Source organism: Flavobacterium flavipigmentatum (assembly GCF_020911905.1).
Taxonomy (GTDB): Bacteria; Bacteroidota; Bacteroidia; order Flavobacteriales; family Flavobacteriaceae; genus Flavobacterium; species Flavobacterium flavipigmentatum.
In genome coordinates, this window is the sequence record NZ_CP087133.1 from 379,216 (window position 1) to 394,806 (window position 15,591).

15 protein-coding genes are annotated in these 15,591 nt (G+C 31.6%); all 15 read right to left on the reverse strand.

Going from position 1 to position 15,591, the window contains the following annotated elements:
• Positions 1-20: 20 nt before the first annotated feature.
• A complete protein-coding gene (locus tag LNP22_RS01850) occupies positions 21-1,061 on the reverse strand; it encodes an N-acetylneuraminate synthase family protein (RefSeq protein WP_229975049.1) in 1,041 nt (346 codons plus the stop codon).
• A gap of 8 nt (positions 1,062-1,069) precedes the next feature.
• Complete coding sequence (locus LNP22_RS01855) at positions 1,070-1,741, reverse strand: acylneuraminate cytidylyltransferase family protein (protein WP_229975050.1); 672 nt, start codon at positions 1,739-1,741, stop codon at positions 1,070-1,072.
• 10 nt (positions 1,742-1,751) lie between these two features.
• The gene (locus tag LNP22_RS01860; RefSeq protein ID WP_229975051.1) at positions 1,752-2,675 is read right to left on the reverse strand and encodes a glycosyltransferase family 2 protein; all 924 of its coding nucleotides are present in this window, start codon (positions 2,673-2,675) and stop codon (positions 1,752-1,754) included.
• Positions 2,676-2,678: 3 nt separating this feature from the next.
• On the reverse strand, positions 2,679-3,680 hold the full coding sequence (locus tag LNP22_RS01865; RefSeq protein WP_229975052.1) for a glycosyltransferase family A protein: 1,002 nt from the start codon (positions 3,678-3,680) through the stop codon (positions 2,679-2,681).
• Positions 3,677-4,825, reverse strand: a complete 1,149-nt coding sequence (locus LNP22_RS01870; RefSeq protein ID WP_229975053.1) for a glycosyltransferase family 4 protein — start codon at positions 4,823-4,825, stop codon at positions 3,677-3,679. The genes LNP22_RS01865 and LNP22_RS01870 overlap by 4 nt, the downstream gene beginning before the upstream one ends.
• Positions 4,826-4,840: 15 nt before the next feature.
• Complete coding sequence (locus tag LNP22_RS01875) at positions 4,841-5,728, reverse strand: glycosyltransferase family 2 protein (RefSeq protein ID WP_319616424.1); 888 nt, start codon at positions 5,726-5,728, stop codon at positions 4,841-4,843.
• 19 nt (positions 5,729-5,747) lie between these two features.
• Entirely contained in the window at positions 5,748-6,731 is a 984-nt protein-coding gene (locus LNP22_RS01880; protein WP_229975055.1) for a glycosyltransferase family 2 protein, read from the reverse strand.
• A gap of 50 nt (positions 6,732-6,781) precedes the next feature.
• The gene (locus LNP22_RS01885; RefSeq protein ID WP_229975056.1) at positions 6,782-8,263 is read right to left on the reverse strand and encodes a glycosyltransferase; all 1,482 of its coding nucleotides are present in this window, start codon (positions 8,261-8,263) and stop codon (positions 6,782-6,784) included.
• 5 nt (positions 8,264-8,268) lie between these two features.
• Positions 8,269-8,793, reverse strand: a complete 525-nt coding sequence (locus LNP22_RS01890; protein ID WP_210665828.1) for a methyltransferase domain-containing protein — start codon at positions 8,791-8,793, stop codon at positions 8,269-8,271.
• Positions 8,777-10,048 (reverse strand): ABC transporter ATP-binding protein, encoded by a 1,272-nt coding sequence (locus LNP22_RS01895; protein ID WP_229975057.1) that lies wholly within the window; start codon positions 10,046-10,048, stop codon positions 8,777-8,779. The genes LNP22_RS01890 and LNP22_RS01895 overlap by 17 nt, the downstream gene beginning before the upstream one ends.
• Before the next feature lie 21 nt (positions 10,049-10,069).
• Positions 10,070-10,936 (reverse strand): ABC transporter permease, encoded by an 867-nt coding sequence (locus LNP22_RS01900; RefSeq protein WP_229975058.1) that lies wholly within the window; start codon positions 10,934-10,936, stop codon positions 10,070-10,072.
• A 239-nt stretch (positions 10,937-11,175) separates the two neighbouring features.
• Positions 11,176-13,143 (reverse strand): nucleoside-diphosphate sugar epimerase/dehydratase, encoded by a 1,968-nt coding sequence (locus LNP22_RS01905; RefSeq protein WP_210665825.1) that lies wholly within the window; start codon positions 13,141-13,143, stop codon positions 11,176-11,178.
• Positions 13,144-13,227: 84 nt separating this feature from the next.
• The gene (gene rfbA / locus LNP22_RS01910) at positions 13,228-14,112 is read right to left on the reverse strand and encodes a glucose-1-phosphate thymidylyltransferase RfbA (RefSeq protein ID WP_229975059.1); all 885 of its coding nucleotides are present in this window, start codon (positions 14,110-14,112) and stop codon (positions 13,228-13,230) included.
• Between the two features lie 74 nt (positions 14,113-14,186).
• Complete coding sequence (rfbD, locus tag LNP22_RS01915; protein WP_229975060.1) at positions 14,187-15,032, reverse strand: dTDP-4-dehydrorhamnose reductase; 846 nt, start codon at positions 15,030-15,032, stop codon at positions 14,187-14,189.
• Entirely contained in the window at positions 15,032-15,580 is a 549-nt protein-coding gene (gene rfbC, locus LNP22_RS01920) for a dTDP-4-dehydrorhamnose 3,5-epimerase (RefSeq protein WP_229975061.1), read from the reverse strand. The genes rfbD and rfbC overlap by 1 nt, the downstream gene beginning before the upstream one ends.
• Positions 15,581-15,591 lie beyond the last annotated feature (11 nt).

A 15,591-nucleotide genomic window follows, 5' to 3' on the forward strand; every position in this document is an offset into this window, starting at 1 on the left:
GTTAGAAATGGGAATGGGATTTATTGAATATCGTTCCAATTTAATTGTTCATCATTTTGAATATCTCTGGCAGCCGTTTTTCCAATCAGATCATTAAAATGTTCTGCTAAAATCTTACCCGTTCCTGGGCGTTTTACCCAAATATTTTCTTTCGATAAAACTTCGCCTTTTTTAATAGGCGCTATTGCACAAACAGTTGCAAATGCAAAATCAATTGTTACTTGTTCTTCAATAGCCGGTTTTTTTGTTCCGCCACGCATTAAAGCCATTTCTGCAGAAGATACAATAAGTTCCTGACACGCTTTTTCATCCATACTACAAACGATATCCGGGCCTGTTCTTTGCATGTGATCTGTAAAATGCCTTTCTAAAATGCTTCCGCCAAGGGCAACTGCACCTAAGCAAGCATTATTATTCAGGGTATGATCGCTCAACCCAAAAACTTTGTCCGGAAATGCCTGATGCAATTCTACCATTGCACCAAAACGAACCAAATGTATTGGCGTTGGGTACAAATTTGTGGTATGCAGAAGCGCTACAGGAATATTGAATTTATCAAAAATAGCAACTGCTTTCTGAACACTTTCTATTGTATTCATACCTGTACTTAAAATAACAGGTTTGCCAAAAGAAGCAATATGTTCTAATAACGGATAATTATTACATTCTCCAGAACCTATTTTATAAGCTGGAATATCAAATTTCTTTAAGCGTTCTGCGGCAGCTCTGGAAAACGGTGTAGAAATAAAAATCATGCCTTTGCTTTCTACATAATTTTTAAGTTCTAATTCGTCTGCTTCGTTAAGAGAGCAGCGTTCCATGATTTCGTAAATAGAAACATCGGCATTGCCCGGAATTACTTTTTTGGCAGCTCCGCTCATTTCATCTTCTACAATATGAGTCTGATGTTTTACTACCTCAACTCCTGCTCGATGAGCTGCATCTACCATCTCTTTGGCCACCTGCAAAGAGCCTTCATGATTAATTCCGATTTCTGCTATGACCAAAGGAGGGAAATCCTGGCCTATTTTTCTTCCTGCAATTTCTATGTATGGGTTCATAAAGTAGGTTATGAATTAATTTTTATGTGTTTATCGAATACATATTCGGCGTAATCAAAATCCTCTTGGGTATCAATATCAATTTTGGCAAAAATAGTATCTATTACGAATGGAAAAGCATTTTCTGAAATAATTTTATCCTCTAAAATCAATTTTGCTTTACAGATATATAATAATCCGTTTTCATAAAAAAGAGGCTCTAAATCCTGACTTCTTTGTCCGACTTTATAATTAAAAGGAACAAATTTTTTATCTTCAATTTTGCCGAATTTTTGATGATTCTGGCTAACTGTAAACAAACTATCACATTTTTTTTCCAGATAATGATCGAAAGCTTCTCTTAGCAAATTTTCTGACCTTAACGGATTTGTGGGTTGCAATAATACTACATTTTCAACATCGTCAATTTGCTCTAATACATTTTTAAGCGCAGTAACTGTAGGCTCTAAATCTCCGGAAAGTGCTTTCGGTCTGTCCATGACTTTGACACCCATTTCTAATGCTATTTTTTTTATTGCTGCATCATCCGTCGAAACATAAATTTCGTCTATTATTTCGCTATTCGCCTGAGCGAATAAAATACTGTGTGCCAGTAACGGCAATCCGCCAAGCAGTTTTATATTTTTTTGAGGTAATCTTTTAGAACCTCCTCGGGCAGGAATAATAGCGATGGTTTTCATTTAAAAAGAATTACGTTTTTGCCTTTTCTTTTGGATTCCAGTACAGTTTGGTTTCTTCTAAATTTTGATAGTTTTCGAATTCCTTCAAAGATAATCTGTTGGCATTTTTGATAATTTTCGGAATTGAAATCACTACATCAAATAAAGCCAAAATTAATGCTTTTAGGGCTTTAAAATCTCCTTTAAAAACTTTTGTTTTAAGCTGTATCCAAATAGTATAAAATAGTCTCCTCGGAATATGGCGAATTGGGTAAAACAAAAAATACAAATACCAGCCGGATCGCAAAGAGCGTCTTAGGCGAATCGTATAATCTGCGTTTTTTTTTCTTCCTTTAATATCCACTCTATGATTGACCAAAACTTCTGGTAAATAATGTATTTCCCAGTTTCTTTTGAATAACTGATAAGAAGCAAAATCTTCTTCTCCATAGAAAACAAACCAATCTGGATAATTAGGTATTTCGCGCCAAGCCTTCATTCGCCATACATGACCGCAGCCAACAAAGCTCTTCATTCGGTGAGAGTGCTCTTCAGAATAAGTGATTTGCGGTTCTTTCAAATTCCAAAAAACTCTAAAACCAAGAAGCGCTATTTTAGGATTTTTATCGAATGCTTCTTCGATAATCTCCAAAGGATTTTGAGTAATAAAATGCAAGTCGTCATCAATAGAAATAGCATATTCAGAACTCACCAACGATAAGAGCCGATTTCGGCTGTAAATTAATCCTTTACTTTTCTCATTTCTAATTAATAAAATCTTTGGATAATTTGCCTCAATAAAATCTGTCGTTCCATCCTCCGAGCCATCATCGCAAATAATGCATTCTACATCTTCTCTACTCAATAAAGAATTGATTTTCAGCAATGTAAAAACCAAATCGTCTTTACGATTTTTGGTAGTGATAAGGATAGAAAACTTTTTTTTGGCTTGCATTATCTACTTCTTAAGTTCTTTAGCATAAAGCAATGCAAATGCTTTTTTTACAATCATTTTTTTTAAAACATATTTTTTTTTGCTAAACCTTGAATTGAATAGATCTGATAAGACTTCCGTCTTTCCTATTATTTTGTTCTTTTTGTAATCTTTATTTTCTGACTGAACATCCAGCATCCATTCTTCTACTGTATTGCCTATGTGATAAGCAAAATTATGAATAGTAGACAACCTCAGCTTTCCTGCTTTATCAATTGGTACATCTACATAATTGTGTTCAGAATTACCTCCTACAAGAGTTAAAGACGGATTTGATGGTGAGGTAGTAAACAAAATATCCCGATCTATAGTAAGCACTTGGTGAGCACTACCAATGATTGCACTTATTCCCCTGTTTTCTACTACTGGCCATTTAATATTTTTATCCTCATCTAAATCCCAATTAATACTTGTTAAAAATTTATTATAGCTGTCAAAGTTTTCAGGTATTGGAATAAATTTAAATTTTATTTTCCTCAATAAAATCTGCTTTAAAACAGAACTTGTACCTGCGTATAAGCCTGTTCGCACAGGTATGGGCGATACAGATCCTGCATTAGGAAATGCCATAAAAACTTCTTCGACTTTTTCCTGCCATCCATAATCAAATAATATATCTGCATCTGTAAGCGTGATATACTTTTCTCTTGCACCTCTTGCTGCTCCTATTTGCGCATCGATTTTACCAATATTTACGTTGTGCGATATTAATGTATCTATTTTTTTTTCTTTTAGATAGATCTGTAAAATATCAGATACCTTATCATAAGACCCATTGTTAACTACCGTAATAGCCGCGGAAGAATTGATTGTTCTTATTAATGAATCTAGACATAGTTTAAAAACATTTAATGAATCTTTATAAAAACCCTCTTCGTTAGGAATATACACCACTATTACTATTCTATGATTGGTTGTCAAAATCACTTTCTTTTCCTCTTTCTGAGGATTCATTCCTAATCTCATGCTTCTAAAACTTTATCAATTGATTTTAAATATTTTATCGAAATAGATTCAATAGAATATACTTTTTTATACTTATTTCTAAGGCTCTGACTTATTTCATTCAGAAATTGGTAATCAAGATTTTTAAATCTGGTAAATGCTCTTTCAAATGAATTATAATCATTAATATCAAACCAAAAATCATTTAAAGTATCTTGCAATCTTTCCTCCATAGCTCCCACTTTTGTCGAAATAATTGATTTTGCTGCTACCATGGCTTCAATGCCAACTAGCGGTCCAGACTCCTCCAAAGATGGAATAATTAAACAATCTATTTCACTAAAAATTTTGTCTAAATCCTCAGATTTTATAAAACCAGTAAACTTTATTTCAGGAAATGATGCGTATTTTAATTGTAATTTTTCCTTTAATTCGCCGTCTCCTACAATAGTAAGATTATCCATTTCTCCTTTGCATCTCATAAAAAAATCTATTGCTTCTTCAAAACCTTTTTCAGCAGATAATCTTCCTAGCAATAAAAAATTAGTGTTGTTATTATTATTGACTAAAGAAAGTAATTTATCTTCGATGAAACTACATTGATCAATTATTTTATAATTTTCTAATTTGAGTTTTCCAGCGTTGCTAGTAGAATGATGAATAAACAAATCTACATTGCCTAGGTAGTCAAACTTTATATCCTTAATTTGCCCAGTCGTTCTAAAAACCACTTTAACATTGTATTTTTTTGAAAAAGAGACAATATCAGTAATATAATTGGAAGATAAATTTGCACATATAAGTACAGCGTTATACTGTTTTACTAATTCTTCAAGAATGTTATTTACTTTTTTATCATATTTAAAATAACGCTTAACGACTACATTATTAGCATAATTTCTAAAACTACCTCTAAAACGATTTTTCAAATAAGCTAAAAAAGAAAGTGTTTTTATAGTAAAATCATCATTACATAATAAGTCATTTAAAGAAAATACCTTTTGATTTTTATTAAAGCCAAATACTTGTGATTGATCAGAAACTACACTGGTAGTACAAACATCAACATCATACTTTGTAGACAGAATTGAAGCTATAAAACCTGCTTCTAATTCTCTCCCGCCAAAATCTCCAATTGGACCAAATAACAGTATTTTTTTTTTCATTATTTTAAATCAAAATCATTTAAGAATTTTCTTTCTGAGATCTCTTATGACATTAAAACCCAAACCACTTTTCAGACCGTAAAAAACACTTTTACAAATTACTTCCAAAAGGCGATATCTTTTGATTGACTTAGAGTAACTTATCAAATACAAATATGATTTATATAAGTAAAGATTTGTTTGAAAACCTCTTATTGCTTTTAAATTATTAGAAATATGGCTCCAGCCTTTTAACAAAAGATCAAATTGTTGTTGAGATCGGATGGCACTCGTGTTATCATCATGAATTCTGCAACCCGCTAATACCTGAGGTACCATCATCACATTTGGATTTTTTTTGCATATCTCAGAGAAAAAAACTGCATCATCATTAGGACTGTCTATCCACTCAATCCCGGTAAGCAGATCTCTTGAAACAATCCATGAAGCTGTAGCAATAAATCCTCCACTTTGACCAAGTTTTTCAATTAATCTTCCAACAGAAAGATTTCCCTCTTCAAACATCAGATCAAACGGAAAAGTATAATCTTCATTTACATTTGTTCTAAATTTTTTCCACTTTGAAATTAAAACCTGATTATTAAAATTTTCTTTTATCAAATTTATCTGAGCTGAAAATTTATTAGCGAACAAAAAATCATCGTAGTCTAAAAACTGAACAAAAGTACCCCCAGCAACTAATAGTGCTTCGTTTCTTGCATTATGTCTTCCATTTTTTGTTTCTAAATAAATAATTCGTGCGTCATCAATATTTAAAAAATCTTTACACTCCCGGATGCTTAACCCCCCGTTACATGCTATTATTATTTCAATTTCTTTATAGGTCTGAGCCAAACAACTTTCTAAACACATTTTAAAAAAATTGGCTGTTTTGTGTACAGGAATTATTATCGAAACCAACATTTGTAACACAGTAGTCGAATTAAATTAAAGTTTTAACTTTTAACTTCAGATTTTTATAAAATTTGTACTCTTTGATAAACAAATCAAAAACAGATAAAAGAATCAAGCAGCCTTTAATTTGATCCTTATTTCTAATTAAAAACAGCGCTTTCTCATATCTTAGAACTCTAATTTGCTTTTTATTTAATTCTATTAAAGCAATCTCGTGAGAATTTTGTTTTAAAAAGTAATTAATCATTGTTTTTCTCATTGCTATTAGTATTTCTATAGTAACAAGTCTTTTCTGAGTTTTTGTTGATCTAGCTATTACACTTTGAGAATGGAATCTAAAATTATTCTTCGAATCTGACAGGAAGGCTATTTTTTTATTTAAAATCAACTTCGTGTAAAACAACCAATCACCATTACATTTCAAATATGGATCCTCATCTAAAGGGCCTATTTCCATCACTCTAGATTTTCTAAAAAGTACTGCACTTGCATTAGGAATAACATTTCGGTAAACTAAAAATCGTTTAATGAAATCATTACCAGATAAGATGAAATCTTTATTGAACAATGACGTATCAAATCTTTTCGTATATTCAATCCAATTACCATAAACTTCTCCTCTTTCATCCACTCGATTAGATTGGCAATAAGATAACACGACATTTTGATCTTTTAGTAATGGTTGTATTAATCTATAAAGAAAATCGCTCGTACAAAAATCGTCAGATTCTGCAATCCAAATATATTCTCCGCTAGCCAAATTTATTCCTTTATTCCATTGAACAAAAGTATTTCCTGAATTTACTTCATTCATAATACAATGAACAACTTCTCTTCTTTTGGCATACTCTAAAATTATTGCTCGGCTATTATCAGAGCTACAATCATCAATTAATATAACTTCAAAATTAGGATAGTTTTGACTAAATATACTATCTAAACGTTGAATTAAAAATTTCTCGTGATTATAATTTGGCACAATCACAGATATTAATGGAGTAACTTGATTCAATTTTATATTATTAAAATGAGTATTAAAATGAGTATTAAAGTAGTGTCGAATTACTTTATTTTTAAAATTCTTTTAAAAATTTTTCTTGGATTGTTATAATTTCTCTTAATGAATCTATAAAAACGATATAGCTTATAAGAAATTCGAAAAACTTTACTATTTTCATAATCGTTCTTTTCTTTTTTTAAAGATAAATATGAATCTTTATAAAATAGCATCAGTTTTTGTAATGAAAGAACATTATTAGCTTGTGAATCACTATGTTGTCTATACTCCAGATTAGTATTTTTGGCTTTTTTAGCATCCCAACCTTTCTCAACAATTCTTTTAAAGAGGTTATAATCCTCTGGCATCTCACTCTGAATGTAACCTTGTACACTATCATAGGCTGTTCTTTTAAACATCGAAGAACCATGTATTATGTTAGACTGATTTAAAATATCCAGTAACTCAAATCGAGAATTTGTTTCAGGGAAAAAAACTTTAAAAAAACTATTATTAATAATTCCAAAATGTCTAAAATCTGGTAAGAGTTCATAAGCCATTTTTGCTCTTGGCCCAAAAAAAGTATAATCCGTATAAGCAATACCTATTTCTTCACTTTTATTTAGAATTTTGATACATTCTTCAACATAATTACTTAATAAACGGTTATCTGCCCCTAGAAAAAAAATAAAATCTGCCTTTGTTAATTTAATTGCTTCATTGAAATGTTTAACAATCCCAAGATTAGTTTCATTCCTATTGTACTTTATCAATCCAGGAAATTTTTTTACATATTCTTGCGCAATAATTTGAGTTTCATCCGTTGAGCAATCATCTGAGATTAATATTTCATCTGGAATAATTGTTTGTTTAATGACTGACTCAATTGCTTCAATTAAAAACCGCCCATAATTATAGCAAGGAATTATACATGCAATGGTATTTTTCTTTAAGGAAGTATGGTTTTCTACTGTAAGTCTATTAAATCGATATTTATCAAATTCATCCCCTTGGTTACATGATAATGCCCCTCTAAATCTTAATTTAACTTCATTCACAACTAAATCATTAAACTCTCCATGTGGGTAGGCAAACCAGTCGAATCCATTTATATCTAAAATTTTAATTTCTTCTGGGACAGTTAATTCTTCAATTATGACTTCTAAATCACTAACATTTTTTAAGTTGGGATGACTCTTCGTATGCCATTGTAATCTACCTCCTCCTTCAACAAGTTTTAACAATTCAAAAGAATTTGTAAACTTGGTTAATGGCTCGACTGAGTCAAAAGAATTATCATATCCCACATAATCAGAAGTTAGAAAAAGTTCAAAAGGATAATTAAAATGCTTTAAAATAGGCAATGCATATTCATATATATTTTTATAAATACCATCGAAAGTTATTACTACATGATTTTCATTTTTACAATCATAATCATTCAAATAAACTACCTTTTTATTTGATAATTCTACCATCTGTCTATAAAACTCATTTACAGAAACCCACCACATTGTTGGTGTATCAGGATGGATTTTGTGATACATTAAAATCATTTTGAATATATTTCTAAATTATGTGTAAATTCTCTGTAATCATAAAACACTTGATTTATTTTTAAATACGGAAACTGACAAGAATACCATTCATTTATATGTACAGAAATTAAAATTCCATTAGACTTTAAAATTTTATCTATTAATAAATAAATAAGTGATGACGAGTTTCCAATATATTGCGGATATAAAACTCCTGTAATTATTATTAAATCAAATTTAATATCAAACAATTTGTCAATTTCGAAAATCGAACCCGTTGAATAAATAACATTCTTATTATTATTTTGTGCATATTTTATGGCTGTTTCCGAAATATCAACGCCGTAAACTTTTTCACCTGGTAAATCTTTTGTAACAAATCCCTGTCCACAACCTATATCCAAAACATTCTTGTATTGCATTTTTGGTATTTCGTCCAATAGAATTCTTTTTCTTAATGCATCATGAACATTATCATTATATCCCCAGGGATCTTCGATATCATTCCATTTTTCTAAATCTTCAATTTTTTGTAACATCTTTTTTACTCCAGTTATGTTCTACAATTATCATCCCCCACTCAGGGTTTATTGTCTTTCCAGTACCAAATATATCACTATCTTCAACATCAAACTCTTGTACATTTTCTATATAATCTTCTAAACCAAATATAGAACTTACAAAACAATTTAGTTTATAAGTACCCTTCACTAAAGGCATGTTGGGAATTTCACATAATATTACACCTGACTCAGATATGTCATTTAATTGATCTTTAAACGTTGAAGACAGGCTAATTATCCTATTTTCTTTATAATCCCATATACTCAAACCAAATTCATTAATTCTAGAATTTTCAACAACCGTTTTATAAAAGAGCTCAATTATCATATTTGAACCAGTCATTATTTTTTCGTAGTCTTGAATTTTTACATCTATTATTTTTACATTTCCAGTTCCAAGTCTGTCCTTCCTATCAATGAGACCAATATTATTATTTTTGGTAGATAAATATCTCTGAATCGATTGATCAATACCTCCATCAAAAACAACTTTACCATGTTCCATGACAATTCCTCTTGTACAGAGGCTTTTTACCGCTGCCATATTATGGCTGACAAATAAAACTGTTCTTCCTTCGCCTTTTGAAATATCCTGCATTTTGCCGATCGCTTTTTTCTGAAACTCTGCATCGCCCACTGCAAGCACCTCATCGATGACCAAAATTTCAGGCTCTAAAAAAGCAGCTACAGCAAACGCCAAACGAACTGTCATTCCGGAACTATATCTTTTTACGGGGGTATCTATATAACGTTCGCAACCTGAAAACTCTATTATCTCAGCAAGTTTAGAGGTAATTTCTTTTTTGGTCATACCAAGAATGGCTCCGTTAAGAAAAATATTTTCTCGTCCTGTCATTTCTCCGTTAAAACCGGTACCTACCTCTAAAAGTGAAGCAATTCTACCACGAGATTTAATACTTCCGGTCGTTGGAGCTGTTACTTTTGAAAGTATTTTTAGCAAAGTAGATTTTCCAGCACCATTTTTACCAATAATACCTAAAACTTCCCCTCTTTCTACTTCAAAATTAATATCCTGCAATGCCCAAACATAATCTGAAGAACCTTTTGTCGAACGGTCATTGATCTCGCCAATTTTCAAATACGGATTTTCTTTTCCTCTTATTTGATGCCACCAGCGATTTATGTCATGGCTTAAAGTTCCGGTACCCACCTGTCCTAAACGATATTGTTTAGAAATATTTTCGGCTTTTAATATAATATCTTTACTCATTTTTTCTTTCGCTAAAGCTAATTAAACAGTATCAATAAAGCTTTTTTCAGTTTTATTAAAAATTAAAAGTCCGATAAAAAACAATATAACAGTGACTATGAATGTATAAATTAGCCCCATTACCGAAACATTGCCAACGTTCAAAAGCATATAGCGTGAAGTCTCGATAATATAAGCCAGCGGATTATACTCGACAAGCCAACCTAGTTTGGGCAACTTTTGCTTTAATAATTGCATTGGGTACATCACCGCCGAGAGGTACATTAGCAATTGTATTCCAAAACCAATCAAATGGCTAAAATCTCTATATTTTGTTACCATCGAAGAGATTAACATTCCTAATCCAAGTCCTAAAATACCCATAATAGCAATTAGAACGGGGAAAAACACCAGATAACCATTCAAAACCAAATCATATCCTACAATATAGTGGTAAATGTAAAAAGCGATAAAAATTAGAAATTGAATTCCAAACTTTATCAAATTTGAAATCACGATCGAAAGGGGTGTAATAATTCGAGGGAAATAAACTTTTCCAAAAATACTGGCGTTAGCTTTAAAAGTATCTGAAGTTCCAGTAAGACAGGCTGTAAAATAATTCCAAACGGTGATGCCTGCTAAATTGAATAAAAATGGCGGAATCCCACCTGTTTTAATTCCGGCAACATTGTTAAAAATGATAGTAAAAGTGACTGAGGTAAACAAAGGCTGAATTAAGTACCAGAGCGGCCCCAAAACAGTCTGTTTGTACACTGTAATTACATCTCTTTTTACAAACAGAAATAACAAATCTCTGTATTGCCAAATTTCTTTAAAATTTAAGGAGAAAAAATTATTTTTTGGCGTTATTTCAAACAACCAGGATGGATTATTTTCCGAATTATTCATTGCTACATTATAGTTATATATGCTCTAGAATTCTAAATAGTCTCACCAGAATGATAAAACTAATTGACAGCAAATATACTTTTATTTTGATTCCATAACAGATTGAAAAAACTAAAATTCTATTCGCAATAAAGTTTCTGTCAATTAACCAGATTTTTATGTAAAACACTACGGCTCTAAAACGCAAAAAGGTGCTTTTTGCAAAAAAACACCTTATTTAAATTTAGAAATCTATACCATTATTTGTCCAGTACTTCAAAACTGGAATTCATACTTTTGAACTCCGGAACAATTTTCTTCATTTTTGAAACGATATCATCATTATCAAAAAAATTGGCTATCCCGATTAACTCGTCAATCTCAGTATGCAAATTTTCGTATTCATCCTGAATTTCCTGAGCAATCATAATTTTGTTGTGGTAGGTTGGTAATGTTTTCGAATTATCATTTAGTAATTCTTCATACAATTTTTCGCCTGGGCGCAAACCAACGATCTTTATTTTTATCTCTTTGTCAGGAATAAAACCTGCTAATTTTATCATTTTTTTGGCCAAGTCTATAATTTTGACAGGTTTTCCCATATCAAAAATATAAATTTCACCACCATTACCCATTGCTCCTGCTTCAAGCACAAGTTGACAAGCCTCAGGAATCGTCATAAAATAACGAATAATATCTTGATGGGTTATGGTAACAGGACCACCTTCGGCAATTTGTTTTGTAAACAGAGGCACAACCGATCCGTTGGAACCTAATACATTTCCAAATCGAGTAGTAATAAACTTCGTTTTATAATTATTCTCCTCTTTTTGATTTTTCAGAAACAATGATTGTACGTATTTTTCGGCAATACGCTTACTAGCTCCCATAACATTACTCGGATTCACCGCTTTGTCTGTAGAAACCATTACAAACTTCTTGACACCATATTTACATGCAAGATCAGCCAAATTTTTTGTTCCTTCTATATTGGTTAGAATCGCCTGTGATGGATTTTCTTCCATTAGAGGAACGTGTTTATAGGCCGCTGCATGAAATACAACTTGAGGTTGTAAGTTTTTAAACACTCTTTCGATAGCTTGTTTGCTTTTTACATCGGCAATAACAGCATGTATTTTAGCATTTGTTCCTGCCGCCTGCATTTCCAAATGCAAACTATGAAGTGGCGTTTCTGCCTGATCTAATATTATAATGGCTTTAGGACTAAAACCGGCTACTTGGCGTACTATTTCGCTACCAATAGAACCAGCGGCACCTGTAATAAGAATCGTTTTATCTTTTAATTGTTTTGAAATAGACTTGCTATCCAAAACAATTGGTTTTCTCTCTAATAAATCTTCAATTTGAATGTTCTTTACCTTTTGAGAAATTTCTTTTTGATTTTCCCAGTCGGAAATTAATGGAACCGTATAAACCCTATAATTGAACTCTAAACATTGATCTACAATTACCAATTGTTCGTCTTTGGTCAAACTTTTATCTGCTATAATTACTCCTTCTGCGGCAACAGATCGCATTAAGGCTGGTAATCTTTTTCTCTGAATAAGTATGGGCAGATCCAGCATTCGCTTAGATGCATTCTGACTGTTTTTATCAATAAAACCAACTATTTTAAAACGAGAAGGCGTTTCAAATTTTAAGGCATTGGCAACGGAGATAGCATTAGCGTCTGTACCGTAAATTACAGTTCTAATTAATTTTGATGACGTTTTTTCAGAAAAATAAAGCTCAAAGGTTTGCTTTACGACTACTCTGTATAAAAATAAGCCACAAAATGACAGTACAATATTTATAAAAAGAGCAGTATTTAGAAAAGCTTTGTGTCCTGAATATAGTTCATAAAGTAGATTAACAAATAAAAAGAATACCAAAACAGACATTTGCGAAAAAAGCAATTTTATCGCGTCTATGTAAGAAGAGTGCCTGATAATTCCTGAATAAGTTCGGAACAACCAGAAAAAGAAAATATTTGTTACTATAATACCACTTATGTAAACATAATGATGCGACGTTATAATATACCCCATAGCAGTGCCCTCAAATAACATGTAAGTGAAAGAAAATGCAAATGCAATAACTAAAATATCTATCGCAACAATAATCCATCTTGGCAGATAACTAAGATTATGAATACTGAGTCTTAAATTTCTTGGTGACAATAAATTATGCAACAAATCCCCTATTTTGTTTTGTTTATTGGTATCCAAATGAGTTTGGTTTTAATATTAAATTCACGATTTGTATTACAAAAATACAAATTAAAGATTTCAAAAAATTATTTTCTATCGAAATTAAAATCTAACGCCTCTTTTTTTCTGTTTCAAAAATTCGATCAGGTACGCCCCATAACCAGATTTGACCAATGGTAAAGCTAATGTTTCTAATTGATCGTCATTGATAAAACCTTGTCTCCAAGCTATTTCTTCAATACAACCAACTTTAAGTCCTTGTCGCTCTTCAAGCACCTGAACAAATTGCCCTGCTTGCATCAAACTATTAAAAGTTCCAGTATCAAGCCAGGCTGTACCTCTGCTTAATATGCCAACTTTTAAAGCTCCTCTTTCGAGATATACCTTATTTACATCTGTAATTTCATATTCTCCACGAGCACTCGGTTTAATATTTTTGGCAATTTCGACAACAGAATTATCATAAAAATACAATCCCGGTACAGCATAACTTGATTTAGGATTTTCAGGTTTTTCTTCGATAGAAATCGCTTTCAAATTTTCATCAAACTCAACTACACCGTATCTCTCCGGATCCGAAACATGGTAAGCAAAAACAACACCACCCGTTGGTTTGGTATTAGATTTTAAAAGTTCCTGCATATTAGAACCAAAAAAGATATTATCACCTAATATTAAAGCAACATCATCATCGCCGATAAACTCTTCTCCAATTACAAAAGCTTGAGCCAGACCATTTGGAACAGCCTGCTCTGCATAACTAAATTTACATCCTAAAGCGGAACCATCTCCTAAAAGTTTTTTAAAATTTGGGAGATCATGAGGGGTAGAAATAATTAAAATTTCGTTAATCCCTGACATCATCAAAGTCGATAACGGATAATAAATCATCGGCTTATCGTAAACCGGCATCATTTGTTTGCTCATGGCAAGTGTCAACGGATGCAATCTTGTGCCAGAACCTCCCGCTAGAATAATTCCTTTCATAAATCTTGATTTTAGATTTTAGATTTTAGATTTTAGATTTCGTTATTGAAATGCTAAAGTCAAATCATCTTATTTTACATGAATATTTTTTTCAAACTTTCTTTATAATATGGTACTTCCAAATTATAAATGGTTTTAATTTTTTTCTTATCTAATAAAGAAAATTCCGGACGTTTTGCAGGTGTTGGATAAACTGCTGATGGAATTCCGCTAACGTTACAATTATAACCGCCAAATTCTTTTATATCCAACGCAAATTCATACCAACTTATTTCTCCTTCATTTGAATAATTATAAATTCCTGGTATCCAATTTGGAGCTTTCAAAATATCAAGTATTGCCTGAGCAAGATCGGCAGCATAAGTTGGCGAACCAATTTGATCATTTACCACATTTAAGGATTCTCTTTCCTGCATTAATCGCTGCATGGTTTTTACAAAATTGTTTCCAAATTTACTATATACCCAAGAAGTTCTTATAATAATTGCGTCTGGATTTTTTTCTAAACAAGCAATTTCACCCGCTCTTTTACTAGCCCCGTACACATTAATCGGATTCGTCTTCTCCTCTTCATTTAAAGCAACCGAAGAAGTTCCGTCAAAAACATAATCAGTAGAAATATGAATTAATTTCGCTCTATTCTCTAATGCAAATTCTGCTATTAACTTTACAGATAACTCATTAATTGTAAAAGCAAATTCTGTTTCTGTCTCAGCTTTATCAACTGCCGTATAAGCACCACAATTTAAAATTATATCAGGTTTAATTTCATTTAATTGTAATTTTAAAACTTCTAAATTATCCAACGTAATTTGAGTTCTATCTGCAAAAATCCAATTGTATTCCGGATATTTTGAAGATAAAACCGAAAGTTCAGAACCTAATTGACCGTTTGCTCCTGTTACAAGAATTTTTTTCATTAAAACAAACTATTACAATTATCAATAAACGGAAGTATCTGATCTTTTTCTGAAACGATTGCTTCTTTTAAATCCATTCCCCAATCAATACTCAAAGACGGATCATCAAATTTAATACCTCCTTCAGAAGCTTTGTTATAAAACTGATCGCATTTATACATTACCGAAGCTGTTTCACTAATTACCGAAAAACCATGTGCAAAACCTTGAGGAACTAACAATTGTTTTTTATTTTCGGCAGACAATAAAACACTAAATGATTGTCCGTAAGTTGGAGAATCTTTTCTTAAATCTACTGCAACATCTATAATCTCACCTTCAAGAACACGAACCAATTTTGTTTGTGCAAAAGGCGGATTTTGATAATGCAAACCTCTTAAAGTTCCTTTTTTAGAGAATGACTGATTGTCCTGAACAAACTCAATATCAATTCCCAAATCTTCAAATTTGGTTTTACTATAAGACTCAAAAAAGTAACCTCTCTCGTCGCCAAATACCGTTGGTTCTACAACTACTAAATCTTTTATAAACGTCTCTTCAATTTTCATATTAAACTATA

What these genes read in the sequence shown, in the direction of transcription:
- LNP22_RS01850 (WP_229975049.1), bottom strand. Translation starts at nt 1,061, where the DNA reads ATGAACCCATACATAGAAATTGCAGGAAGAAAAATAGGCCAGGATTTC.
- LNP22_RS01855 (WP_229975050.1), bottom strand. Translation starts at nt 1,741, where the DNA reads ATGAAAACCATCGCTATTATTCCTGCCCGAGGAGGTTCTAAAAGATTA.
- rfbD (WP_229975060.1), bottom strand. Translation starts at nt 15,032, where the DNA reads ATGAAAAAAATTCTTGTAACAGGAGCAAACGGTCAATTAGGTTCTGAA.
- LNP22_RS01860 (WP_229975051.1), bottom strand. Translation starts at nt 2,675, where the DNA reads ATGCAAGCCAAAAAAAAGTTTTCTATCCTTATCACTACCAAAAATCGT.
- LNP22_RS01870 (WP_229975053.1), bottom strand. Translation starts at nt 4,825, where the DNA reads ATGAAAAAAAAAATACTGTTATTTGGTCCAATTGGAGATTTTGGCGGG.
- rfbA (WP_229975059.1), bottom strand. Translation starts at nt 14,112, where the DNA reads ATGAAAGGAATTATTCTAGCGGGAGGTTCTGGCACAAGATTGCATCCG.
- rfbC (WP_229975061.1), bottom strand. Translation starts at nt 15,580, where the DNA reads ATGAAAATTGAAGAGACGTTTATAAAAGATTTAGTAGTTGTAGAACCA.
- LNP22_RS01865 (WP_229975052.1), bottom strand. Translation starts at nt 3,680, where the DNA reads ATGAGATTAGGAATGAATCCTCAGAAAGAGGAAAAGAAAGTGATTTTG.
- LNP22_RS01895 (WP_229975057.1), bottom strand. Translation starts at nt 10,048, where the DNA reads ATGAGTAAAGATATTATATTAAAAGCCGAAAATATTTCTAAACAATAT.
- LNP22_RS01885 (WP_229975056.1), bottom strand. Translation starts at nt 8,263, where the DNA reads ATGTATCACAAAATCCATCCTGATACACCAACAATGTGGTGGGTTTCT.
- LNP22_RS01890 (WP_210665828.1), bottom strand. Translation starts at nt 8,793, where the DNA reads ATGTTACAAAAAATTGAAGATTTAGAAAAATGGAATGATATCGAAGAT.
- LNP22_RS01875 (WP_319616424.1), bottom strand. Translation starts at nt 5,728, where the DNA reads ATGTTGGTTTCGATAATAATTCCTGTACACAAAACAGCCAATTTTTTT.
- LNP22_RS01900 (WP_229975058.1), bottom strand. Translation starts at nt 10,936, where the DNA reads ATGAATAATTCGGAAAATAATCCATCCTGGTTGTTTGAAATAACGCCA.